The organism is Pseudomonas sp. GW822-FHT01E03 (assembly GCF_058802985.1).
In genome coordinates this window covers 311,480-336,523 of record NZ_JBXAOQ010000006.1, presented here as the reverse complement: position 1 = coordinate 336,523, position 25,044 = coordinate 311,480, and the positions used below count along the sequence as shown (strand labels likewise).

Here is a 25,044-nt window from a genome sequence, read left to right as displayed (position 1 = left end):
AGGTGACAATTACCCGACGATACCCCGAACGACCGCTAATAAAGCCTGTAGAGGATGCAGAATCGTCGCACCATGCTTGCGTTTAACCTGGCTTCGGCATGAATAGCCATCCGCCAATAGGCGCCCTGATTGGTTGAATTTTTCCACCAGCGGCCCCCAAGACTGACTGTAAATAACGTCTGAAGTCTTAGCGTTTTGCGTCTCATGTCCATACGTGCCTGACATGCCACAGCAACCACTCGCTTGTACCTGCAGCTTCAACCCCACTCGCGCATAAATTTGTTGCCAAAGGCCGATGCTGCCAGGCTCATTAGTTTTCTCGGTGCAGTGAGGAAGGAAGTAGTAGGTGTCTGTGTCCTTGATCGCATTCGATGACGGGAGCACATCCGCAAGCCACTCCTGCGGCAACAAGACGGTTGGAATCTGGTCGCTGCCAAGCGTCTTGGCGTACTCTTGCCGATACACCAAACTCATAGCGGGATCCAGGCCAACCAACGGAACCTGATATTGGTGAAGCTTATTCAGCGATTTGGCATTGAAATGCGCGGCTTTTTCAAATGCCTTGAGGAAACCCTGAACCTGCAGAGGTTTACCGTTCGGAGAGAACGGAGCTATGTACACCTGGAACCCGAGCCTTGAGATCAGCTCAACCCAGTCGGCAAGCACATGAGTTTCGAAGTAGCGCGTAAAGGCATCCTGCACGATAATCACACTGCGCTTACGCTCCCCCTCCTCCAATGCAGCCAAACGCTCCGGGGTTGCCATCTGCACCTTCCAGCGACGGCATACTTCATTAAAGTCCATCAAGCTGAGCAATGGGCTATCGACCATTCCGGCGACGTGCTCAAGAAGGACGCGTACAGGACGGGCGCCCATGATGAAGTTGTATAAACGCGGCACGCGCGCAATGTAGGGAATGGTGTACTCAAGCGAGCCGATGAGATAGTCCTTCAAGGGGCGCAGATACCGGCTGTGATACAGCTCCAGGAACCGCGATCGGAACTCCGGCACATTGACCTTCACAGGACACTGACCAGCACAAGATTTACAGGCGAGACACCCCGCCATGGCCTCATAAACCTCATGGGAAAAATCCTTTTGCCCCAACTTTTGCGCGACTGTATTCGCAGCTCGTTTAGCAATACTAAATACGCTGGAAGTCGAGCGCAGCCGATCACTGGTGGCCAATACATCGATGTCTTGTTGGCCCTGCAATCTCAACCATTCCCGAATGAGCGAAGCGCGACCTTTGGGTGAATGGACTCGGCTACGAGTGCCTTTCCAGGAAGGACACATAGCGTCATCAGGATCGAAGTTGTAGCAGGCACCATTGCCGTTGCAGTGGACGGCAGTGTCATAGCTTTTCCAAACCCGCTCATCAATTGTCCGATCTAGCTCGCCCCGCAACTTGACCTCGTCAACGCGCGTCAATCGAGCGCTAGGCACAGTCTTCGGCGTGGCGATTTTGCCGGGGTTGAGTTGGTTGTGTGGATCAAAAGCAGCCTTGAGCTCCTGCAATGCTGGATAAAGCTTCCCGAAATAATCGGGCACATACTGGGATCTCAACCCCTTTCCATGCTCACCCCACAACAAGCCGCCATGCTTTTGCGTCAACACGGCGACGGCATCGGAAATCGGCTGAATCAGAGCAGCCTGAATTGGGTCTTTCATGTCCAGGATCGGGCGCACATGAAGGACTCCCGCATCGACGTGCCCGAACATTCCGTACTCCAAGTCATAGCTGTCCAGAAGCGCTCGAAACTCCAGGATGAAGTCGGCCAAATTCTCAGGCGGAACGGCGGTATCTTCGACAAAGGGTTGTGGCCGGGCCTCTCCTTTGACGTTGCCGAGCAACCCTACTGCTCGCTTACGCATCGCATAAACGCGTTTGAGGGCGTCAGCACCTATTGCAAGCGTGTGACCCAATCGCACGACGCTGGTATCGCGCTGCAGGTGCAAAACAAACTCATGAACACTCTGCTGAACTGTCTCTTCATCGTCGCCGCTAAATTCAACAAGATTGATTCCGAGTGTCGGTGCGTCTGGGTCTTCCGGGAAGTATTCTGCGACGCCGTGCCACACTATGTCCTTCATGGCCAGCATGAGCACTTTGGAATCGACTGTCTCGATAGACAAAGGCTTCAAAAGCATCAACGCCTTGGCGTCCCTCAGAGCATCCATGAACCCTGCATAACGCACGTTCACCAGGATCGAATACTTGGGGATTGGTAACACGTTGAGCTTGGCTTCAACGATGAACCCAAGGGAGCCTTCGGAGCCACACAAAACGCTGTTGAGATTGAATCGATCATTTGGCTCTTGCAGGTGAGCCAGGTCATAGCCAGTCAAGCAACGATTCAGTTTCGGAAACGTACTCTGGATCAGATCAGCATGATTGCGCGCGATGTCTGTGGCACATCGGTAGACCTCACCTACCCGATCTGTGCGACCTGTTTCCGCCCACCAACAATCGCGTTCCAAAACAGAACTGTTGAGTCGATCCCCACCCAGCAAAACGGTAGAAAGTTCCAAGACATGGTCACGGGTTTTGCCATACGTACAGCTTCCCTGACCACTCGCGTCGGTATTAATCATTCCGCCGATGGTGGCGCGGTTTGATGTGGATAGTTCGGGCGCGAAAAATAATCCATGTGGTTTCAATGCAGTGTTGAGCTGATCCTTAACCACACCGCTCTGCACGCGAACCCAACGCTCCTCGACATTGATCTCAAGAATACTGTTCATATGGCGAGACAGATCGACAACAACCCCCTCTGTTAGTGATTGGCCGTTGGTACCGGTTCCACCTCCACGGGGTGTGAGCACAACAGATCTAAACTCGGGACGGGCCACCAGGCGTGCCAAGGTCTCGACATCCCGAGCATGCCGTGGAAACACCGCCGCTTGTGGTAGGCGCTGATAGATCGAGTTGTCGGTTGCCAACACCATCCTATCGCCATAACTACGCGCGATTTCGCCCTGAAAGCCCTCTTCCTCAAGCCGACTTAAAAATTCTTCGTAGGATACGTTTTGGACATCAGGGGGAGACAGCCGAGCAATCATGGTGGAGTTCCTACGGGTAATGCAGCTAATCTAAACATTCTCGTTATGTATGCTCAGCACCAAGGTGCTAGCAAACCATAAGGGGTTTTACCTTCGATTTTGTCGGGACATGATGACTCGGACAAACGTAAAACCTGCAAAATTTGCATGAGCTTTGTGAATGAACCCAAGAAGACTGACGCCCTCCATGTCCCTGCTGATTGCCTTCGAAGCAGCCGCTCGGCATTGCAGCTTTACCAAAGCTGCAGACGAACTGGCATTGACTCAAAGTGCCGTCAGCCGGCAAGTGCAATCCCTGGAAGCCCAGCTTGAGATCGAGCTCTTTCGCCGTGATGGACGGAAGATCGAATTAACTGCAGCCGGTGCCCTGTACCAACATGAGCTTGCCGCTGCACTGGGTCGAATTCGAAGCGCAACACTGCAGACAATTGCTTACAAGGCTGAGGGTGGGCCGCTAAACCTCGCTGTACTTCCGACATTGGGATCAAAGTGGCTCCTCCCCAAAATGCATGAGTTTTATGCACTCCACCCGGGGAACCTGGTGCACATCCATTCAAGGATCATTCACGCCGATATCCAGTCCAGCGCGAGCGACATGCAGGCAATCATCTGCGCCGGCAAAGGAGACTGGCCAGGCTACATTTCGCATCTATTACTCAAAGAAAAACTGGTCGTTATAGCGAGCCCTACAGCGCTTGCGGATTTTCGCGCCATGTCACCACCGGACGTCGCTGATCAAGTTTTGTTGAATGTCGTCTCTCGGCCCAATGCGTGGTCTGATTGGTTTGACCGCAACAACCTCGGCCATAGAAGCATGCGTACCGGCCCAAGTTTCGAGCTCACTGCTCACCTCATTCAGGCCGTATCAGCGGGTATTGGAATCGGGCTGGTTCCCGACATTCTGGTGCAGGACGAACTCAAATCCGGAGCGCTGGTAGCACTGTTCGACCCGATGGAAAGCGGTCGCAATTACTACCTTGCGTATGCCACACGCTATCAACATCTGCCCGCGCTAAAGACCTTCAGCACTTGGCTGCTGTCCCTACCATTCCCGGATTAAAGATCCCTGGAGCACAACACCACAGCAATGCTTAGTGTTACTTCAAGCATTGCTGTGGCGAGCCCATTCTCAGTAATGAACGGGAGCGGAGCCAAGTATCAAGTCAGCCCCACGCTCAGCAACAGCCATAACCGCACCTTGGATGTTGCCGGAGATCATTGATGGAATGACCGAGGCATCGACGACACGAAGACCACTTAGGCCATGAACTCGCAACTGTGAGTCGACCACGGCCCCCTCGTCCTCGCCCATCCTGCAGGTGCCGATGGGGTGATAAATCGTCTGACCATTATCTCGTGCAAATTCGAGCCAATCTTCATCGCTCTTGGTTTGGGAGCCCGGACTGGTTTCTGCATCGACGAATGCACTCATCGCCGGTTGTTCCATAATTCTTCGCGCGATTTTCATGCCCTCAATCAGACTCGTGCAGTCTTCATCCTCGGTCAGAAAATTCGGGCGAATCGCCGGCATAACATCAGGATCCTTTGATTGGATGTGGATGCTGCCCTGAGACTTAGGGCGTAGCTGACTGACTCCAATCGTGAAGCCCGGGTGCTTGTCCAAAATTCGCTCGGCGGCATTGGCATAGCTTGCATGTACGACGAAATATTGCACATCCGGCGTAGGCATTTCAGGCTTGGTCTTCACAAAACCATGAACCAAGCCGGTACCCAGTGTCAGAATTCCCGTGCGCTTGGTGAAGTACTCAGCCACGGCAAGACCAAGTCTCCATCCGCGTGCCAGCTCGTTGAGAGTCACCGTGTTCTTCAGTCGCCAGTTCATACGGGTGGCAAAGTGATCGATGTAATTTTCCCCTACACCATCAAGACGGTGCTTGAGTGGGATGCCAGCCTTGTCGAGCACATCAGGTCGCCCGATTCCCGACAGCTCCAGGATTTGCGGAGATTGAATGGCGCCGGCACACAGAATGACATCCTGTCGGGCACTGACAGTGACCTCGCGACCGCCTTGACGGTAAGTGATACCAGTGCAACGTGAGCCTTCAAGTTCGAGGCGCAACACATGCGCATTGGTCTCGATATGCAGGTTAGCGCGTGCTCTTGCCGGTTTAAGATAGCCGTCCACAACGCTCCAGCGCCGCCCCTTGTGCTGGGCAACCTGGTAGTAACCAAATCCAGTCTGATCATCGCCGTTGTAATCTTTATTGTGCCGGTGCCCATCTTGAATGCTTGCCTCCAAGAAGGCGTCCGACACGGGATAGCGCTCTGTGACCTGTTGAATATGCATCGGGCCTTCATGCCCACGGGAGTCATCACCTTGAGCATAAGACTCGAATTTTTTGAAGTAGGGCTTGAGCGTGGCGAAGTTCCACTGCTTCGCCCCTGTGGACTCCCAAGCGTCATAATCCCCAGGCTGCCCACGCACATAGATCATCCCGTTAATGAGGGTAGATCCGCCGAGGCCTTTTCCACGGGGTACGGAAATTTCCCGTCCGCGCGTGTTTGCCTCAGCCTGAGTCTTAAATCGCCAGTTGTAGCGCTTGTCCACTAGCAGCTTGGTAAAGCCAGCAGGAATAGGAATCCAAAAACCGTTCGGTTCGCCCCCCGCTTCCAGCACCAAAACTTTATATTTGCCTGAAGCAGTAAGCCGATTGGCGAGGATACAGCCAGCGGTGCCGCCTCCAACAATGACGTAATCAAATGTACTCATGATTTTGCTCGTTCTTATTAGTCGCCATCGCCTCAGCCATCAACTCAATCTGGCAAAGCAGCATTGGCATTCCATCAAGCACTCGACAACCCTTTTCAGTTGCGGCTGCCAACAGGGGAGTGATCGCAGGTTTCATAATGATTTCTGCGACAATTTGCGATGAGGTAAGCAACGCCACATTCAAGGGCAGAATGTCATCCACAGAGAGCCCAAGGGATGTACTGTTTACTACCAAATCATGGCCAGATGGATCATCTGAGCCGACACACAACTCCACAGCGGGGAAGACAGTGGCGAGTCGTTGGATAAGCGCCTCTGCCTTGCATGTGGTGCGATTGAAGATGGTGATTTTTCTGACGCCTGCAGCGGCGAGAGCGAACGCGATTGCCTTTGCTGCCCCCCCTGCACCAGCCAAGTAGACCGACATGCCGGTCGGCTCTACATCCCGTTGACGTAGACCTGCCAAGAAACCCGCACCGTCCAGAATGTCGCCATGCAGGCTTCCATCTTCGTTGCGTCTCACTACGTTGACCGCACCTACGAGTCGCGCAGCATCTGACACAGAATCGCATAGCTCAACGACTGCAGATTTGTGCGGCACCGTAACGATGAATCCATCCAGGCTTTGTATTCCGCGCAGTCCTGCAACAACGCCGTGGAGACTTTCTGTGCTGACATGAAATGGCACCATTACCCGATCGTCACCGCGCTCAGTGAACAGGCGGTTCATCGCACCAGGTGTCTGCACATGATGGATGGGGTCAGCGATGATCGCGTATACCCGTGTGGTGCCACTGATCTTGTTTTTATTTTCCATGAGTTCAGGCCAATGTATAGGTGGTTTTGACGGAGGTATAAAATTCCTTTGCGTACCCACCTTGCTCGCGAGACCCATAGCTTGAGTTTTTGCGACCGCCGAAAGGTGCGTGGTAATCCACTCCTGCCGTCGGGACGTTGACCATCACCATGCCGGCGGTAGATCGTTGCTTAAAGTCCGAGCTGTGCTTGAGAGAAGTGGTGCAAATCCCAGATGACAAACCGAATTCGGTGTCGTTAGCCAGCGTGACTGCCTCCTCGTAATCCTTAACTCGGATGACACTCGCCACCGGGCCGAAAACTTCCTCCCGGTTGATACGCATCTGGTTAGTGGTTTCAGTGATCAGCGCCGGAGAAAGGTAGAAACCTGGCGTGCCCCTTGTCAGCAGCTCGCCGCCGTAAGCGAGTTTCCCACCCTCTTCCTGGGCGCTCTTGATGTAATCGCAGTCTTGCTTGAGCTGCGCCTGTGACACTACAGGGCCCATGTCACAGCCTTCAGACAGTGCGTGATCAACCTTGAGCGAAGAGAGACGCTTGATCACGGCCTCAACAAATTGATCGTGTATGCCATCCTGGACAATCAATCGGCTGGAGGCGGTGCATCGCTGACCTGTAGAGAAGAAGGAGCCGGAAACCGCTACCTCAACTGCCTGATTGATATCTGCGTCATCCAAAATAATGAGCGGGTTCTTGCCACCCATTTCCAGCTGAACTTTTGCACCGCGCTCCATGCAGGTCATACCAATACTGCGGCCTGTTCCAGTGGAGCCTGTGAACGTCAAAGCCCGTACTTTTTTAGACTTCGCAAAGACATCACCCACTTTTGAGCCAGGCCCCATGACCAGGTTGAACACTCCGGACGGAAGCGCACCAGCTCGAACAATAATTTCCGCCAGCGCCCACGCACTGCCAGGCACCAGATCAGCTGGTTTGAAAACGACTGCGTTACCGAACGCCAGTGCAGGGGCAATCTTCCAGGCAGGAATTGCGATAGGGAAGTTCCAGGGTGTGATGATGCCTACCACGCCCTCTGGCTCGCGCCGTACATCTGCCTCAACGCCAGGGCGAATGGATGCCAGGCGTTCGCCTGATAGGCGCAATGCTTCGCCCGCAAAAAACTTAAAAACCCTGCCGGCGCGAACCACTTCACCAATACCCTCAGGAAGGGTTTTCCCTTCCTCGCGCGCGAGCAATCGGCCCAGCTCTTCACGGCGCGCCAAAATCTCAGTGCCAATACGGTCGAGCGCGTCACTTCGCACCTCGGCGGTAGATCGAGCCCAGTTCGGAGCCGCTTCAAAAGCCGCATCAACAGCCATCGCAGCTTGAGAAGCATCTGCGCGCGCGTACTCACCGACCACATCATTGGTATCGGAAGGATTGATATTCAGGTTGATATCGGCGCCTTCGAGCCACTCTCCGGCAATAAAATTCTTATTCATGCATTCTCCCAGACACTAATATTTATGTAGGTGAACTGAAGGGTAAATATGACTTTTCGTCAGCGCAGATTAATCAACAAGCACTTAACAAGCTGAGCCAGCCACGCATCGCAATAAAACCAAACTACTTTTCGGCTCTAATAAAATGATGCCAATGAACTACATTCGAGGCAGTGAGTTTTCACAAACTAGTCAGGCTACCGCGATTACGGCCTTGCATGCATCTCAAGCACTGAATAAAACCTTACCCCCCACCCCCATTACTGTCTACGGCCTAGCTGTTCCTGCAGTTCACACCCAGTATGAAGAATAAGAACGAAAGGGTGCAGCCATCTCCTCCATACAGCGAACGAGAGAGCTCGCACTAAAATAAATTGGAGTCGATGTAACTACTTAAATTAAGCCAAAAACGCTTACTCAGATCTAAACGGCGAACTCCCGACGGGCGCGACCTTTGATAAACCAGTAATAGAGCAAAAGTTTAATCCTGCGACGACTCGAATTCATGCCATCTAACATCCATACCAATGTGCCTCTGCATCACAGTCACCTCAAAATCATCATCCATATGAATCGCTTTGAATGGCCTCTTCAAGCTCGCCCGCCCGCCCATCTGTGACGAGCATTCACACCGAATATGAATCGGGGCGACCTAATCTCCATGCAGCATACGAAGTACCGTAGAGGTCATGATCGTCATGAATCGATCAATACAAGAAAAATTAGTCTTTGTGCCGAGGTACCAGCCGATGCGTCAAAACAAACAGTTAGCTAACGACAAGCTAGGGAGCGGCTTAAAAAGCAAACAGGTCACGATGATCTCTATCGGTGGTGTTATTGGAGCCGGCCTCTTCGTAGGCTCATCCAATGCTATCGCCGCAGCAGGGCCTGCAGTTCTGGTTTCATACTTGATTGCCGCCATCATTGTTGTTCTCGTCATGCAAATGCTCGGAGAGATGGCAACGGCGCGCCCTGATACCGGCTCTTTTTCTTCTTACGCAGATCAGGCAATTGGACGCTGGGCAGGGTTCTCTATCGGCTGGCTGTATTGGTGGTTTTATGTACTTGTTATCAGCATCGAAGCCATCGTAGCTGGCAATATTCTGGGCGACTGGCTGGCAATCCCTCACTGGATGGCTGCGTTCGGAGTGACATTTGCACTAATTGCTTGCAACAGTCTCAGTGTCGGAAATTTCGGCGCGATGGAGTACTGGCTTTCACTCTTCAAAGTGTTCGCAATAGTCAGCTTCATCATTTTGGGTGTGCTGGCGATTCTGGGTTTTCTACCAGGTTCATCTACGAGCGGTATCGAAAACCTGTATGTGAACGGCGGGTTCGCCCCCAACGGTGGCGTAGCGATTATCGCTGCCTTGCTGACCGCTATGTTCAGCTTCCAGGGAAGTGAAGTCGTCACCATCGCGGCGGCAGAATCCAAAGAGCCGAAGGCCAATATCAAGAAAGCAATTCGTGCAGTGGTATGGCGTCTAGGCCTGTTTTACCTAGGCTCCATGTTCGTGGTGGTATGCCTGATTCCGTGGAACTCCCCTGGTCTAGCCACCGGGTCGTACCAAGCCGTACTGGTAGCCATGAACATCCCTTGGGCGCCTGGCATTATGAGTATCGTAGTACTCGTCGCGGTAACTAGCTGTTTGAACTCCGCTCTCTACACGGCATCACGAATGGCCTACTCGCTGGCCCATCGAGGCGATGCACCCAAAATACTGTCTCGTACGACTCAAAGCGGCGTTCCCGTTAACGCAATAGCCTTGACTGCAGTGGTCTCTCTGATTGCGCTGGGAGCCAACTATTTGCTGCCGAAACAGGTCTTCGAATTCCTCTTGGCCACCAGCGGCGCCATCGCACTGCTGATGTACTTGGTCATCGCTGTGACCCAACTTTGCATGAGGAAGAAGTTGGTGGCGCAGGGGCAGAAACTCGAAGTGAAAATGTGGCTGTTCCCCTATCTTACAGTGCTCACCATCGCCTTCATTCTGGTCGTTTTTGGGATCATGGCAGCCTTCCCTGGCCAGCGCATCGAGCTTCTTTCGACACTCGGCCTCACCGTAGCGTTGGTTTGCATTGGTGTGTACCTACAGAGGTCGCAACCGGAGCTGTCCGCGAAGCGAAGCACCATGTCCCAAAAGGGACAAGCACAGATAAACCGCGCCTTCGCTTAACTGAGCGCTATCACCGTCTCACCCTCAGCTGCTGCCAGATCGACACTTTTACTGGCAGCGGCTTTTTTTATGCACGAGCAGCTCACCGCTATGGGCTAGGAAGGAAGATTGTCTTCAGCGAGAACTCGGCATCCGAGCAAGAGTTTATCGAGTCGAAAGCTCCGAGCGGAGTAAGAACACAGGGGAGGATGCTTATGGGATCAAGCCCGGTGTCTGCACGCGCAGCCAATTGGCGTGCGTGCAGCCAAACACCTGATAACTCAAGGAAGTAGTTCGGTCAGAACGTTGGGGGAGAAACCGCGCTCACCACGATACAAACCTCGTCAAAAGGATTGCGCATGCGATGCGGGAGTCTGCTGTCGAAGTAGTAGGCATCACCCACCGAAAGGATTCGCACCTCATCCCCAACGGTCATTTCAAGCTTGCCCTCGATGATGATTCCGCCCTCCTCGGCCTCGTGGGAATAAAGTTCCTCACCCTCTTGCCCAGTGTCAGCTCCAGGCTCGTACCGCTCGTGCAGGATCATCATGGAGCTGTTCGCCAGGTTCGCTCCCACCTGTCGATAGGAGAGTTTCTTGCCATCAGCAAGCTCCACCAACTCATCGGCTTTGTAGAAAACCGCCCGATCTACAACTGCCGAATCGGAAAAAAACACACTAAGGGTGACATTCAGAGGGCGTAGCAAGCGCTTCAAAATACTTACGGACGGGCTGGATTTGTCTCGTTCGATGATCGAAAGCGTGGCATGAGGAACTCCGGCCTGCTCAGCCAACCCTCGAATTGTAAGCCCGCGACTCTGTCGCAATGCTTTCAGTCTCGCACCCACCGAAGCAGTCTCCTGGAGTTCTGAAGGGTTTTCAGACGGCTCTTCTGGAGCATGCGGGCTTCGACTAATCGCCGATGTTTCTATCACGGTTAAATCCTCAGATAAACGGCACCCGAGGGGGCCAAGCTTCAATTCGATGACTTGAACCGCCCACTCTCTTTGAAGCCAACACGAATCATACGCACCAATTTGGGTTGTTTCGCACCATGCAATGCGCCCCAAGGGAAGCAAAGTAACACGATTTCAAGATCGCTCGTCCATGACAAAAGCCCTTGGGCAGCTAATCTAAACTCTCAATATCGAGTCACGTAACGCTCAAAATCACGAATTTTAGGCATTAAAAAACAATCGCTTACCGTTTATCCGGGCGATTAAAAATTTCTCGACGTTACAAAAATAAAACTTGCCTAGGTTATTTTTGAGTGGTAAAAATTTTTACCAACACCACACAACAACCTGCGTCGAGGTTTAAAATGCACAAGCCATGCCACGCTGTAGCAGCACTTGGATTTGCCCTCGTTGGGATTGCAGCCTCACAAGCTGCCAACGCCCGTGACCTCACGATCGTTTCCTGGGGAGGAAATTTTCAGGATGCACAACGTGAGATATTTTTCGCGCCATTCGGAAAACAGATCGGAAAGAATGTCCTCGACCAGAGTTGGGACGGCGGCGTCGGTGTCCTAGACGCAAAAGTAAAAGCAGGAACACCGAACTGGGACGTCGTTGAAGTCGAAGCTGAGGATCTGGCCCTTGGATGCGACTCCGGTCTCTACGAAAAAATTGATTGGGCAAAGGTCGGTAACAAATCCGACTTCATCCCCGAAGCCGTGAACGATTGCGGCGTGGGCGCCATCGTTTGGAACACCGGTTTGGCCTGGGACGGCGACAAACTGAAGGCCACTCCAACTTCTTGGGCCGACTTCTTCGATACCAAGAAATTCCCAGGGAAACGTGGTCTGCGTAAGGGCCCAAAATATTCTCTTGAATTTGCGTTGATTGCAGACGGTGTAAAACCAGCCGAAGTCTACAACGTGCTGCGCACTCCAGAAGGTGTCGACCGAGCCTTCAACAAACTCAACGAGATCAAGTCGAGCATTGTCTGGTGGGAAGCCGGCGCACAGCCGCTGCAAATGCTTTCTGCGGGTGACGTTGTCATGAGCTCTGCCTACAACGGTCGCATCACCGGCTTCAATCGCAACGAGGGCAAGCACTTCAAGTTCCTGTGGAATGGCAGCGTTTCGGCCATCGACTCGTGGACTGTCCTCAAAGGCAGCGAGAACAAAGCAGCCGCCATGGATTTCATTGGCTATGCCAGCAAACCTGAAAACCAGGCAAAGCTGCCTAAGTTCATCGCTTACGGCCTGACCAACAAAAACGCCAACCAACATGTACCGGCGGAGTTGAAGGCTGACCTGCCAACAACCCCAGAAAACCTTGCTCAATCGGTGCCTCTGGATGTCGAGTTCTGGGTCGAAAACACTGAACCACTGACCGAGCGCTTCAACGCTTGGATCGCCCAGAAGTAACCGATACACCGAGGTAGCTCCTGCCACCTGTTACCAGGTGGCAGGTCAACTACCAGCAAAACCTAGACCCAACCTGCGATTAGAACAAATAACGATTGCTTCTCTTTTTTTGAATGAATAGGCGGATGAGTAGCGAAGATTATTTCTGCCTACTCCCGAATGAGGGTTGCCACATGAATCACTTGGTCAGCTTCAAAAACATCCAGAAAACCTACGATGGTTTTCGGCCCGTCGTTAAGGATCTGAACCTTGATATCAAAGAGGGAGAATTCGTGACACTGCTCGGCCCATCGGGCTCCGGGAAGACCACGAGCCTCATGATGTTGGCCGGTTTCGAGACACCTACACACGGCGAGATTTTTCTGAAGGACAAGCCGCTTCACAACCTACCGCCACACAAGCGCGATATCGGCATGGTGTTTCAGAATTACGCCCTGTTCCCTCACATGACGATCGAGCAAAATCTCGCCTTCCCACTCTCCGTCCGCAAAATGAACAGCGTCGACAAAAGGGAAAAAGTTCGCCGTGCATTGGACATGGTGAAGCTCACCGACTTCGCAAAACGCTACCCCGCTCAAATGTCGGGAGGTCAACAACAGCGAGTTGCGTTGGCTCGTGCCCTGGTGTTTGAACCCAAACTTGTATTGATGGATGAGCCACTGGGTGCTTTGGACAAACAGTTGCGCGAACACATGCAACTGGAAATCAAACACCTCCACAAGCAGCTGGGTCTGACCGTTGTTTATGTAACCCACGACCAAAGCGAAGCGCTGACCATGTCCGACCGTGTCGCGGTCTTCAATGACGGCGTGATCCAACAGATCGACAGTCCTGCAGCAATTTATGAAGCCCCGACCAAAAGTTTCGTGGCTCAGTTCATCGGTGAAAACAACACCCTGATCGCAACGTTTGTTTCCAGAGACGAAAGTCACACCATCGCACGCCTGGCTGACGGTAGCTTGATCCGGGCGATTTCGGTAGTTGGGGCTAAGCCTGGAGATCAGGTCGCGCTTTGCATTCGACCAGAGCGCGTTGTGGTTGGGCCGGCTGGCAGTACGCCTTTGACCGCTCGCATTCAGGATTACATCTACCTGGGCGACCACGTTCGAATGATTACTGAAATTGCAGGGCAACCGAACTTCATGATCAAGCTTCCTGCCTCGCAAATGGATAGCAGCTGGACTGTAGGTAGCTCGATTTCCATTTCTTGGGCGCCAGAGCACATTCGTGCCCTGGACGTGACCACACACTGAGTCGCCGATCATGAGCCAGTCAGCAGCAATTCTTTCAGGCAAGGCGGAAGCGGTAGATCTTAGAGCCAAGCTTAGAAAAGCCGAACGTTCATACAAACTGAAATCGCTAGCGCTCATCGCGCCGCTGTTTCTGTTCGTACTCGTATGCTTTGCCTTCCCTATCGGCACCATGCTTACTCGAAGCGTGGACAACCCCGACGTGAATAGCGCCATGCCTGCAACAACACTGGCGCTCGAATCCTGGGACGGTACCTCGCTGCCAAGCGAGGGCACTTTCGACGCTTTGGTAAAAGACCTGGCTAGCGCAAAAGAGAGCGGTCAGATCGGGGCTATTTCCAAACGCTTGAGTTACGAAATCCCTGCTTACCGAACCGTTATCACCAAGACACTGCGCAAACTCCCAGACAGCACCGCAACGTCTAAGCGTGAGGCGCTGATCGCTGTGGACAGTGCTTGGGGAGACGTGAACTATTGGAAGGCCCTGAAGCAAGCATCGTCGAAACTGACACCTTACTTCTTGCTTGCAGCCCTTGATCATCGTGTTGATTCCGCCACCGGCAGCATTGTCAAAGCAGAGCCGAACCAATCGATTTACTTGGATATTTTCACACGTACCTTCTACATCGGCGGCGTTGTAACCATCCTCTGCCTGTTGCTCGGTTTTCCAGTCGCTTACTGGCTGGCCACTTTGCCAGAGGGTAAAAGCAATCTGTTGATGATCTGCGTTTTGCTGCCCTTCTGGACATCTCTGATTGTTCGCACAGCGGCGTGGATCGTACTGTTGCAGTCAGATGGCCTGATCAACCGCTCGCTCATGTTCCTAGGGATTGTGGATGCACCTGTCCAGCTTGTTTTCAACAGGACTGGCGTAATCATCGCGATGACTCATGTCCTTCTGCCGTTCATGATTTTGCCGCTCTACAGCGTGATGAAAAGCATTCCTTCGAACTATGTTCGCGCTGCCATTTCTCTTGGGGCACATCCTTTCGTTGCCTTCTGGCGAGTGTATGTCCCCCAGACCTTTGCGGGTCTGGCAGCCGGCGGTTTGCTCACCTTCATTCTGGCGATTGGTTACTACGTGACACCAGCGTTGGTAGGTGGTGCAGCGGATCAAATGGTCAGTTACTTCGTCGCGTTCTACACCAACAAAACCGTCAACTGGGGCATGGCATCGGCGCTTGGTAGCCTGCTGCTGATCGCAACACTGCTGCTCTATGTGGTGTACGGAAAGCTCACCAACCAAACCCAGGCGAGGTAATCAAAATGTTGCAGCCTTACGCTTCCTCAGCAGAGAAACTGGCCCGGTTTGGATTGGTCTCTACCTCAATCCTCGTACTGCTGTTTTTGATTGTTCCGATACTGGTGATCATTCCCCTGTCGTTCAATTCGTCGTCCTTTCTTACATACCCAATGGATGGTTTCTCGTTCCGTTGGTATGAAGAGCTGATGTCGTCTCAAGAATGGCGCCAAGCATTCAAGAACAGCTTCATCATCGCTCCTGGCGCCACCTTGCTGGCGATGGTGTTCGGGACGATGGCATCCGTTGGTTTGTGTCGGGGCAACTTCCCGTTCAAAAACGTGGTTATGGCCTTTCTCATCTCGCCAATGATCGTACCTCTGATCATCGTCGCAGTAGGCCTGTACTTCTTCTTTGCCAAACTGCAGTTGCTCAATAGCTACATTGGATTGGTACTGGCGCACGCGATGCTGGGTGTCCCTTTCGTAGTTATCACGGTTAATGCGACCTTGCAGGGCTTCAACACCAATCTGAGCAGGGCAGCTGCCAGTCTGGGCGCCCCGCCGCTCACGGTCTTTTTCAAGGTCGTGTTGCCTTTGATTGCCCCAGGGGTGATCTCGGGAGGACTGTTCGCGTTTGCCACGTCTTTTGATGAAGTGGTGGTCACCCTCTTCTTGGCCAGCCCGTCGCAAAGAACGCTCCCGCTTCAGATGTTCTCGGGTATCAGAGAGAACATCAGTCCAAACATCGCGGCTGTCGCCACCATCATGGTCATCCTGTCCGTACTGATGTTGCTGACGTTGGAGTTACTCCGCCGTCGCAACGAGAAAATGAAGATAAAACAAGAATAAGAAGGCACGCGCAGCCTATTAAGGCTCGTTGAAAGCTCCGTAAACCCCTCCCGGGCTTGATACCCGGGACGGCTAACTACTTCAAAATTCAGAGGTTCTTATGCCTAACTTAGTTGGTGATGTTTCCAGTGCTGCCCGTATCCTGCCTGACCTGAATGGTGAAAAACTGTTCATTAGCAAAGGTAAAGGCGCGTACCTTTGGGATGATAAAGGTCGCAAATACATCGATACCGCGCTGGGCTTTGGTGCGGTATTGCTAGGCCACTCGAACGACTCGGTAAATGCCGCAGTTACTGAAGCATTAGGTGACAGTGCCGCACCATCCTGGGCTCATGTCCGTGAGCATGGCGCCGCAACTGAACTGGCCAAACATACCGGCGAGCTTTCGAAGGTGATCTTCACTAACTCCGGTAGCGAAGCTGTGCACCTCGCCTGCCGTGCAGCTCGGGCTTATACCAGCCGTGGAAAAATTGCCAAGATGGCTGCCGGTTTCGATGGCTGGTTCGATGATGTCAGCTACGGCAACGTCACCTCCAAGGAAGCCAGCTTCCAGGACGGAAAGCGTCCGTCTACCGAACGTACCACGCTGATCCGCTACAACGATTTCGCAGATGTAGAGCGGCTATTCGAAGAAGACAATGACATCGCAGCGGTAATCCTTGAGCCGATGCTGGCCAACGCTGGCTGCATTATGCCATTGCCTGGTTACCTCAAACATGTGCAGGACATTGCTCATAAACACGGTGCACTCGTGATTTGTGACGAGGTTCTGATGGGTTTCCGGCTATATGCCGGCCTGACAGGGCTGCGTGAAGGTTTGAGCCCTGATATCGCGAGCGTCGGTAAAGCGATTGGTAACGGTGTTCCAGTTTCCGCTATTGTCGGCAAACCTCACATCTTTGCAGGCTTTGAAGAAGGGCGTGTCCTTCGCGGGGGCACATTCAGCGGTAATCCGCTGGCATGTGCAGCCATGACGAGCACCCTGACTCAACTGGACAACAGCGACTACGAGCAGCTCATCCAACGCGGCAACGATCTGCGTGTTGCTGTTGAGGCCATTTTCGAATCGCATGGCGTGATCATTTCAACCAGCGGCTACGGGAATGTGTTTGGTGTTTGGCTGGGAGCAAAAACTCCGGTCACGTACGAGCAGGCAGTCGAAATAGCGAACCCTGCATTCACCAAGGCATTGCACCTTGCGCTGCGCGAAGCGGGAGTGTTGATCATGCCGTCACCGTATGGCCGCATCTACATTTCATTTGAGCACAACAGCATCGTGATCGAAGAAATGAAGGTTGCCTTTGAGAAGGCCGCTGCCAAGTTAAGCGCTGAATTCGCAAACGCTTGATCGAGAAAGGAGGCCTTCAGGCCTCCTTTTTTTTACCTGAAAATAGACCAGCTTCTGAGGGCTATCTCTTCGGCCATCCTGGATGTCTGGCGCTACCGATAATGTCGTTCGGACAAGGGATACCGATGAAGTCCAACCTTAGGTTTAGCCATAAGATCTTGCTTGCTGCGTCGCTGGTTGTCGGAACAGCCTTCGCATTGTTCACCCTTTATAACGATTACCTACAGCGGGTCTCGATACAATCGACCATTGAAGGAAACTTACGAGACATCGGCGAAGTAAGCGCAAACCATATTCAGAGCTGGATGGCGGGCCGCGTTCTTTCCATTGAAACCATGCTCCAAGCCATCGAACTCAATCCGCAAGAATCAAACGTCACTGCAGTGCTCTCTGGTGCGGCGGTGAGTCGTACCTTCAGCCTCACGTCACTAGGCACCCAGCAAGGCGCTTTCCTGACCTATCCGCCCTCAAAAATGCCTGATGGATATGATCCTAGAACTCGCCCTTGGTACAAAAATGCGGTAGCCGCAGCGAATACAACTATCACCGAACCATACATGGACATGGTCACGAACACCTTGGTCGTCTCGATCATGGCACCGGTTTACCGAGACAAGGTTTTGATCGGTGTCGGGGGTGGCGACTTGAGCCTCGACGCTCTCGTCAAAATAGTTAACTCGCTCAATCTTGGAGGACTAGGGTACGCATTTCTGGTAAGTGGAGATGGCAAAATCCTCGTCAGTCCAGATAAGGATCAGGTCACCAAAAACCTATCCGATGTTTATCCAAATCAGACGCCCGTCATCAATAACCGACTCAACGAAACCAAGCTTGGCGGCAGTGACAGAATTATCAGGTTTATCAAGATCCAGGGGCTTCCCTCAGTAGACTGGTATATCGGCCTATCCATAGACAAAGAAAAGGCATACCAACCTCTCCGAGATTTTCGATACTCCGCATTGATCGCAATTGCCGTCTCGATAGTATTGATCGTTTGTCTTCTGGGACTGCTCATCCGCCTGCTCCTTCAGCCACTGAGAGAAATCAGCAGCGCCATGGAGGATATCGCTGCCGGCGAAGGAGATTTGACCAAGCGGTTGGCGGTAAAGTCGAAAGACGAATTTGGAGTCTTGGCCCTCGCCTTCAACCGCTTCGTGGAAAGGGTTCATGGATCAATTACACAAGTCTCCGCCGCTACTCAGGGCGTAGCCCGGGTTACCCGCGAAGTCCTAAGCGCTTCGAACGATTCGATGTCTAACACCGACGAGCAAGCCAATCGTACCCATAGCGTGGCGGCCGCCATCAACGAACTCGGCGCAGCCGCACATGAGATCGCAGGCAATGCAGCACAGGCATCCAAACACGCATCTTCAGCACGTGTGCAATCGCAAGAAGGTCGAGAGGTCGTCGAGGAGACGATGAAAGCCATGACCGCTCTCTCTGCAACGATCCGTACCTCGTGCACAGCGATAGAATCGCTGAATACCAAGACCGTCGGTATTGGCCAGATCCTGGCAGTCATCAAAGGCATCTCCGAGCAAACCAATTTGTTAGCCCTGAACGCCGCAATCGAAGCGGCCAGAGCCGGTGAAGCGGGACGAGGCTTTGCGGTGGTTGCTGACGAAGTGAGGGGTTTGGCCCATCGCACTCAGGAGTCGACCCAAGAAATCCAGCGCATGATCCAGGAGCTGCAAGTCGAGGCCAAAGGTGCAGTAGAGACGATGACGGACAGCCAACGCCAGAGCGAAGGTAGTGTCGAAATTGCGAACCAAGCCGGGATTCACCTGGGAAGCGTGACACAGAGGATCGGTGAGATCGACGGCATGAATCAATCAGTCGCCAGTGCAACTGAAGAGCAGACAGCGGTTGTTGAATCTTTGAATTTCGACATCAGCCAGATCAACGACCTGAACCAGGCTGGCGTGCAGAACCTTCAGGCCACGTTGCGAGCCTGTACAGCTCTCGACGAGCAAGCTCAGAAGCTGCAACGTTTGGTCAGTGGCTTCAAGATTTAAGCGTTCAGAGTCAGTACAAAACAGTCAAAAAACGGCCTGCCTCAAAGCATCTTGATGGCAGGTCAAAGCTGGGCAACTGTTTCTCGCACGCGTTGCGGGGCGGTGTCTTCGCAGTTTTCAATTAAGCGAGTCGGTAGGGAAATTTGGGCCGCCCTTAGCCCAACCGCACCTTTAACATTGGAAGAATATAGACCCATCCGACTTTCCTTCGTCGCGCCCAAAGCCTTGAAAATTTGGTGACATACCGTTCAGGCGTGACTGTTTAGGAAGCGGGCAAAAAGCTCGGATTGGGTTTTGATGTTCAGCTTGCTGTAAATGTGACGTCGGTGTGTTTTCACTGTATCGACCGAGATTAAAAGTTTGTCGGCAATTCCTTTGCTGGGGTGCCCACTCAGCATGAGCTGGCAAATGTCGAACTCTCGCGAAGTCAGAGCAGCCCTCAACCCATCAAGCCCATCATTCGGTTCAACACCTGCAAGATCTTGCCGCTCGTAAGCCATACGTTGCCTCATCAAGGCTAACAACCAAGGCTGCATCAGAGTCAGCCAAGCAACCTCTTCATCAGCGATCCTGCGATGAGATCCGAACGACAGGCAAACTAAACGCCGCTCATCCAAGCGGCAGTTGAACTGGATCTCGTCGGCTACCACATTCAGATGAAAGTAGCGTTGGTAGTAATCCGTGTCCTCAAAACAATCCGGCGCAACATCCCGAAGCTGAAACAACCCACTGCGCGCATCTTCACAGTTCACACGGTAAAACGGGTCTATCAGATAGATACCGCCCAAGTAGTCTTGGAACAGTGGATCTGGGCCACCATCGGGTGCAGTAGATTCCGCCAACAAATAGGGACGGCCATCCTGAAAAAGAAGTGCGACCCAGTTATCGAAGTGAAGGACATCACCCACGCGCCTCACCACAGCCTGCCAGAAGCCTGGTTGGTCGATGGATTCGATGAGAATGCCAAAAGCTCGGTGCCAGGCGATCTCTTGCAAAGCAGGGGTCATTGTCACTCCTTAGGATTACCTATCTCGTGCGATTACCGCGTGAGCGGTGGCTGGCCATAATACCGCAGCACCACAGGTTGAGGCCTGATCAATGTCTAGTGGAGATCGTGAATGAATGTTGAGTTAGCCCAAATTACAGGGCGCGACGGTGATACCGCATACAACCTCGCTCGGGCGCTGAAAATCATCGAAACGTGCGCCAGCGAAACGGAATTGTTGGTTCTACCAGAAACGTATCTGACGGGATTTCCCACCAAGGCTAATGTTGCCCAAATCGCCGAACCTCTCGACGGCCCAAGCTTAAAAGCTATTCATCAAGCGGCGAAGAAAAAGGGCTTATCAGTGGCCGTGGGTTTAGCCGAAATTGACGATGGTCGGTTCTATAACACCACCGTATTGATTACCCCCAATCAAGGGGTCTCTCTCCACTATCGCAAGACACATCTTTGGTCGGGTGAGCGGGAGGTGTTTGAGCCAGGAGACCGTATGGTCACTGGGATGTGGAACGGGATCCGGGTCGGCCTCTTGATTTGCTACGACATCGAATTTCCCGAAACAGCCCGGGCGCTTGGGCAATTAGGTGTTGAGTTGCTGATAGTTACCAACGGCAACTTCGATCCTTATGGGCCAACGCACCGCACCTGCATCATGGCCCGAGCTTTAGAAAATCAAGTGTTTGCAATCATGGTTAACCGGGTCGGCGGTAGCGATGACGGGCTGGTGTTTGCTGGCGGTTCTGCTGTGGTGAATCCCTTTGGTGACCTATTGGTTGAAGCTGGTAGAGAGGAGGCTCGTGTGCGCATGTCATTGGACACCTCCCTGCTTGCGAAAGCACGTGTTCCTTATATTTACGACAACGACCAACGAATGCGCCTGGATGGCCAATTCTGGGAAGAAGGTGAACGCCGCGAGTTAATTATCCCCAAGCGTAAATAGGCACTCCAACAACAAATAATAAAGCCCACTTCTTAGCAATATCTGCCGTATATCCGGCCGCTCCTGGCGGACGATAAAAACATAATCGGAGACGTCAATGGCTAACTTAAAACGCACCTTGTCGCTGAGCACCCTAGTGATTTTCGGGGTCGGACTCATGACCCCTATCATCGTGCTTGGCACGTTTGGAATCTTGGCGCAGTCGAGTGGAGGACATGTTCCGACGGCTTATCTTGCTGCCCTTGTAGCCATGTTGCTGACGGCACTGAGCTATGCCCACATGGCCCGAGCTTTCCCTGTTTCTGGATCATCGTATACCTACGTACGCAAGGCGATCGATGCACGCCTTGGCTTCATGACGGGTTGGGCCATCCTCTTGGACTATCTATTCCTACCAATGGCGATATGGTTGATCGGGACAGCGTATCTCAGCTCTGCTTTTCCTGGGGTACCTGGGTTCGTGTGGCTGCTATCGTTTATTGGGCTAACAACGCTGATCAACATCGTGGGCCTTAAATTGGCCACGGCTGTGAACATTCTACTGCTGCTATTGCAGGTACTAATTTTGGGGGCGTTTGTGGTTATGTGCATCCACTACACCCTTGGAGACCCTACAAAACCACTTTTCAGCTTGGCGCCGTTTGTAAGCGGAGGCATTCAATGGCCACTGATCATGAGCGGCGCAGCCATCGCATGCTATTCCTATCTTGGCTTCGACGCTGTCAGTACCTTGACTGAGGAAACTCATAATCCAGAGCGCAATATGCCAAGGGCAATTCTTTGGGTAACCTTGATCGGTGGATTGATTTTTGTAGGCACCTCATATGTTGTGCAACTGGCTCAGCCATCGCTTGAGTTTGAAAACGTAGATTCTGCTGCCTACGAAATCGCGCGCAACATCGGAGGTGACCTGTTCGTCTCGATCTTCCTGATTGGATTAGTACTTGGACAGTTCACATCCGGCATTGCTGCTCAGGCGAGCGGATCTCGACTTTTGTTCGTGCTGGGACGAGACTCGGTGCTGCCGAAAGCTTTCTTCGGCTACCTTTCTCCACGCTTTGGCACCCCAGTCTGGTGCTTGATACTAAGCTCAGTAGTAGCCTTGCTTGCTCTCAACATGGATGTGACAACCTCGACCTCGTTCATCAACTTCGGCGCATTTCTGACCTTCATCCTGGTCAACCTTTCTGTAGTTTTCCACTACTGGCGCACCGAAAAGCGCCGAGGGTTTCAGGCTTTTGTTCTGTACCTGATGCTTCCAGTCGCAGGAATGGTTGCTGATCTTTGGCTGATGTTCAGCCTGGATCACAAAGCTGTGGTGCTAGGCCTATCGTGGCTGGCGATCGGCTTTATTTACTTGATCTTCCTAACAGGCGGGCTTCGCAACCAGCCGCCAGAATTGGTTTTGGAGGAGGCAATTTAGCCAGACTGCTAAGCCGCCATTTCAACATCTATTCAACAACAGAAGGGCCCTAGAAGGGCCCTTTTGTACTCAAACTAAAATCACTTAGTAAGTCAGTACTGGAAGCATTCGGCGTTTTCTCCCTTCTCATCTGAGTCACTAGAGTAAAACGATCTTCAGGATGTGTGGTTTCCGACCCGGCTCGACTAAAGCCAGAGAATCGCCCAGTAGCCACTAGCACTGCATAATTGGTGACAGTACGGCCTTTAAAATCAATCTCGCGGGCCACCCTTTAAGTGGCCTTTTTGATGTTCGAGAGCGAGGTTTCAATCATCGTGATCTGTGGATAATCCTTCACTGCGAGATGGTCAACCAGCCTGAAGCATCACACGTGACGAACGGATGTATCTAAAGGCGACTGTTGTCCGATGATGCTCACTAACGAGTGGATGCTATGGATCGCTGATGGCCAGCGGATTCCAACCATAGGAACTCTGAGCAAAATGGATCATGCTGATATATCTCCACAGCTCCGTAATCTTTATAGATTTTTGCAACGCCATCGACCGCATAGGCTCTCGCTTTGACCGCAAAGTCGTGACCGGCGTTACCAATGGATAAATGGTATCAGGCTTGCTACCTTCAAATACCAAGCTGAAACTACCAGCCGCTAAAATCTCTTCGTCTCTCAATAAAAAGGAATTGCGCACCTTATTGAATACAGGCCCAGAAAAAGCTTCTTGTTCGACCGCGTGCATATCAACCTTCGAACGCACCCCCACTCACGTAAACTCGGATAGGCCCAATTTAACTTGGCTCATCAATCAACGCTTTAGCGTGATGCCTGAAGTGATCTTCGATAAAAGACGCCACAAAATAGTAACTATGATCGTAACCGTAATGAATCCTGATATTCATCTCATAGTCAGCTTGTGCAGCTGCAGAAGCCAACCTTCCAGGCATAAGCTGAGTATGGATAAACTCATCACTGGCCCCTTGATCAACCAACAGTGGCAATTTGTGAGAAACTTTAGAAATAAGCGAGCACGCGTCCCAATCAGCCCACGCTGCCCTGTTATCTCCAAGCATTAACCCAAAGGCTTTTTGACCCCAAGCGCTTTCTACGGGGTTGGTAATAGGTGAAAAAGCTGAAACAGATTGATACCTTCCAGGGTTACGAAATGCGCAGATTAGTGCTCCATGCCCCCCCATCGAGTGACCACTGATGCCACGCTTATCTGAAACAAGAAAACTCTCTTCGATAAGGGACGGCAATTCATTCACAACGTACTCATGCATCTGATAGTTTTCACACCAGGGTTCCTGGGTCGAATCTATGTAAAAACCTGCACCTAACCCAAAGTCCCAACTTTTTAAAGGGTCGTCGGGAACATGCTCACCACGGGGACTTGTGTCCGGGGCGACGATTATGATTCCTAGCTCCGACGCCAGACGGTGCGCCCCGGCTTTTTGCATAAAGTTTTCATCAGTGCAAGTCAAACCCGACAGCCAATAAAGTACTGGGGCACCCTGCTTAGTATCAATATTGGGTGGAAGGTATACACCGAACGTCATCTCACAATTAAGAGAAGTAGATTGGTGCTTAAAGCGCTTAAAATAACCATTGAAGCTTCTCTGCGACGAAATCTCAGTGATAGTCATTAATCCTTACCTCTGGCTTTACAAGTAGTCTGACGTTAGGTGGTGCTTGGTCGGATGGCGACCAAGCACGTTTTCAGGGTTATCTATGCACTGACCCGTTGCGTGGAACCTTCATTCATAGGTGAAGTGGGGAATACTCCCGACATTACGGTAAAGCCAGGTAGGCGTTTTACTCTATCTACCCAACGACGTACGGCAGGGAAGTCTTCCAGGGATACGCCCCCCTCATCTGACAAAGCAATGTATGGAAAGCAGGCGATGTCTGCGATCGTAGGATGCAGCGAACTGCAAATATATTGAAGACCTTTAAGATCCCTGAACCAAAGATGTTCATCCAGGATCCTCAACAAATCTCGGGCGCGCAGGCGACATGCATGTACATCGAATTCGTAGAAGAATAAGTCATGCAATCGCGCGGCAGAAATGGTGCTGGTCAGACTATCAGCAAAGGCCATCCACATGTTGACCTCAGCCATCAGATCCGGGCGAGCGGTCGGGTACCAGTAGCCGCTCTTATCGTACTGAGTAGCCAGATAGACGAGAATCGCCTGGGCGTCCCTCAGCACAAGATCTCCATCCTTCAGAGCAGGAAGTTGGCCGAGAGGATTGATTTTCAGAAACTCCTCAGACTTATGCTCGCGCAACGGATAGAACTCTACAGGCTCAGTTTGGTAGCCCAGATTCAGGATCGACAAGAAAAGCCTGACCTTGTAGCAATTCCCGGAAAGCTCGTAGTCATAGAGTGTAATCATGGT

Annotated in this window: 19 protein-coding genes and 1 pseudogene; 11 read left to right on the top strand and 9 right to left on the bottom strand. The window is 52.2% G+C overall.

Features of this window, described 5'->3' with window-relative positions; all coding sequences use genetic code 11:
* Window positions 1-9 precede the first annotated feature (9 nt).
* The gene (gene ydiJ, locus AC1RP7_RS14865) at window positions 10-3,063 is read right to left on the bottom strand and encodes a D-2-hydroxyglutarate dehydrogenase YdiJ (RefSeq protein ID WP_493182169.1); all 3,054 of its coding nucleotides are present in this window, start codon (window positions 3,061-3,063) and stop codon (window positions 10-12) included.
* A 160-nt stretch (window positions 3,064-3,223) separates the two neighbouring features.
* Between ydiJ and AC1RP7_RS14860 the strand changes: the two genes are divergently transcribed.
* A complete protein-coding gene (locus tag AC1RP7_RS14860; RefSeq protein WP_017340012.1) occupies window positions 3,224-4,123 on the top strand; it encodes a LysR substrate-binding domain-containing protein in 900 nt (299 codons plus the stop codon).
* A gap of 69 nt (window positions 4,124-4,192) precedes the next feature.
* Here AC1RP7_RS14860 and AC1RP7_RS14855 read toward each other — a convergent pair whose 3' ends face one another.
* The 3 genes from AC1RP7_RS14855 to AC1RP7_RS14845 are packed head-to-tail and all read right to left on the bottom strand — an operon-like array spanning window position 4,193 to window position 8,049.
* Window positions 4,193-5,794: a GMC family oxidoreductase gene (locus AC1RP7_RS14855; RefSeq protein ID WP_493182167.1), complete on the bottom strand. Its 1,602-nt coding sequence runs from the start codon at window positions 5,792-5,794 to the stop codon at window positions 4,193-4,195.
* Window positions 5,781-6,611, bottom strand: a complete 831-nt coding sequence (locus AC1RP7_RS14850; RefSeq protein WP_493182165.1) for a shikimate dehydrogenase family protein — start codon at window positions 6,609-6,611, stop codon at window positions 5,781-5,783. The genes AC1RP7_RS14855 and AC1RP7_RS14850 overlap by 14 nt, the downstream gene beginning before the upstream one ends.
* Before the next feature lie 4 nt (window positions 6,612-6,615).
* Entirely contained in the window at window positions 6,616-8,049 is a 1,434-nt protein-coding gene (locus AC1RP7_RS14845; RefSeq protein ID WP_493182164.1) for an aldehyde dehydrogenase family protein, read from the bottom strand.
* Window positions 8,050-8,798: 749 nt separating this feature from the next.
* Between AC1RP7_RS14845 and AC1RP7_RS14840 the strand changes: the two genes are divergently transcribed.
* Window positions 8,799-10,226 carry an amino acid permease gene (locus AC1RP7_RS14840; RefSeq protein ID WP_493182283.1) on the top strand — a complete coding sequence of 476 codons (1,428 nt, stop codon included), beginning with the start codon at window positions 8,799-8,801 and terminating at the stop codon, window positions 10,224-10,226.
* A 277-nt stretch (window positions 10,227-10,503) separates the two neighbouring features.
* Here the strand turns inward: AC1RP7_RS14840 and AC1RP7_RS14835 are convergent, their stop codons facing one another.
* Window positions 10,504-11,139 carry a cupin domain-containing protein gene (locus tag AC1RP7_RS14835; RefSeq protein WP_493182162.1) on the bottom strand — a complete coding sequence of 212 codons (636 nt, stop codon included), beginning with the start codon at window positions 11,137-11,139 and terminating at the stop codon, window positions 10,504-10,506.
* 386 nt (window positions 11,140-11,525) lie between these two features.
* On the opposite strand from AC1RP7_RS14835, the gene AC1RP7_RS14830 reads away from it, so the two are divergent.
* The 7 genes and pseudogenes from AC1RP7_RS14830 to AC1RP7_RS14800 all read left to right on the top strand — a co-directional run bounded on the left by AC1RP7_RS14830 (window position 11,526) and on the right by AC1RP7_RS14800 (window position 19,282).
* Complete coding sequence (locus AC1RP7_RS14830; RefSeq protein WP_493182280.1) at window positions 11,526-12,578, top strand: ABC transporter substrate-binding protein; 1,053 nt, start codon at window positions 11,526-11,528, stop codon at window positions 12,576-12,578.
* Between the two features lie 173 nt (window positions 12,579-12,751).
* On the top strand, window positions 12,752-13,831 hold the full coding sequence (locus tag AC1RP7_RS14825) for an ABC transporter ATP-binding protein (protein ID WP_493182160.1): 1,080 nt from the start codon (window positions 12,752-12,754) through the stop codon (window positions 13,829-13,831).
* A 10-nt stretch (window positions 13,832-13,841) separates the two neighbouring features.
* On the top strand, window positions 13,842-15,089 hold the full coding sequence (locus AC1RP7_RS14820) for an ABC transporter permease (protein WP_493182158.1): 1,248 nt from the start codon (window positions 13,842-13,844) through the stop codon (window positions 15,087-15,089).
* 5 nt (window positions 15,090-15,094) lie between these two features.
* Window positions 15,095-15,919, top strand: coding sequence for an ABC transporter permease (locus AC1RP7_RS14815; RefSeq protein WP_493182156.1), 825 nt, complete (start codon window positions 15,095-15,097; stop codon window positions 15,917-15,919).
* A gap of 100 nt (window positions 15,920-16,019) precedes the next feature.
* The gene (locus tag AC1RP7_RS14810) at window positions 16,020-17,267 is read left to right on the top strand and encodes an aspartate aminotransferase family protein (protein WP_493182154.1); all 1,248 of its coding nucleotides are present in this window, start codon (window positions 16,020-16,022) and stop codon (window positions 17,265-17,267) included.
* A gap of 101 nt (window positions 17,268-17,368) precedes the next feature.
* Window positions 17,369-18,424: pseudogene (locus AC1RP7_RS14805) on the top strand (HAMP domain-containing protein); the annotation flags it as partial.
* Window positions 18,425-18,517: 93 nt separating this feature from the next.
* A complete protein-coding gene (locus tag AC1RP7_RS14800) occupies window positions 18,518-19,282 on the top strand; it encodes a methyl-accepting chemotaxis protein (RefSeq protein ID WP_493182276.1) in 765 nt (254 codons plus the stop codon).
* 248 nt (window positions 19,283-19,530) lie between these two features.
* On the opposite strand, the gene AC1RP7_RS14795 is transcribed toward AC1RP7_RS14800, so the two are convergent.
* A complete protein-coding gene (locus AC1RP7_RS14795; RefSeq protein ID WP_493182152.1) occupies window positions 19,531-20,289 on the bottom strand; it encodes a response regulator transcription factor in 759 nt (252 codons plus the stop codon).
* A gap of 111 nt (window positions 20,290-20,400) precedes the next feature.
* On the opposite strand from AC1RP7_RS14795, the gene AC1RP7_RS14790 reads away from it, so the two are divergent.
* Complete coding sequence (locus AC1RP7_RS14790; RefSeq protein ID WP_493182150.1) at window positions 20,401-21,225, top strand: carbon-nitrogen hydrolase family protein; 825 nt, start codon at window positions 20,401-20,403, stop codon at window positions 21,223-21,225.
* A 97-nt stretch (window positions 21,226-21,322) separates the two neighbouring features.
* Window positions 21,323-22,648: an APC family permease gene (locus AC1RP7_RS14785; protein ID WP_493182148.1), complete on the top strand. Its 1,326-nt coding sequence runs from the start codon at window positions 21,323-21,325 to the stop codon at window positions 22,646-22,648.
* A gap of 431 nt (window positions 22,649-23,079) precedes the next feature.
* On the opposite strand, the gene AC1RP7_RS14780 is transcribed toward AC1RP7_RS14785, so the two are convergent.
* The 3 genes from AC1RP7_RS14780 to AC1RP7_RS14770 all read right to left on the bottom strand — a co-directional run bounded on the left by AC1RP7_RS14780 (window position 23,080) and on the right by AC1RP7_RS14770 (window position 25,041).
* The gene (locus tag AC1RP7_RS14780) at window positions 23,080-23,385 is read right to left on the bottom strand and encodes a hypothetical protein (RefSeq protein WP_493182146.1); all 306 of its coding nucleotides are present in this window, start codon (window positions 23,383-23,385) and stop codon (window positions 23,080-23,082) included.
* Window positions 23,386-23,434: 49 nt separating this feature from the next.
* The gene (gene fghA, locus AC1RP7_RS14775; RefSeq protein ID WP_493182144.1) at window positions 23,435-24,289 is read right to left on the bottom strand and encodes an S-formylglutathione hydrolase; all 855 of its coding nucleotides are present in this window, start codon (window positions 24,287-24,289) and stop codon (window positions 23,435-23,437) included.
* Window positions 24,290-24,372: 83 nt separating this feature from the next.
* On the bottom strand, window positions 24,373-25,041 hold the full coding sequence (locus AC1RP7_RS14770) for a glutathione S-transferase family protein (protein ID WP_493182142.1): 669 nt from the start codon (window positions 25,039-25,041) through the stop codon (window positions 24,373-24,375).
* Window positions 25,042-25,044 lie beyond the last annotated feature (3 nt).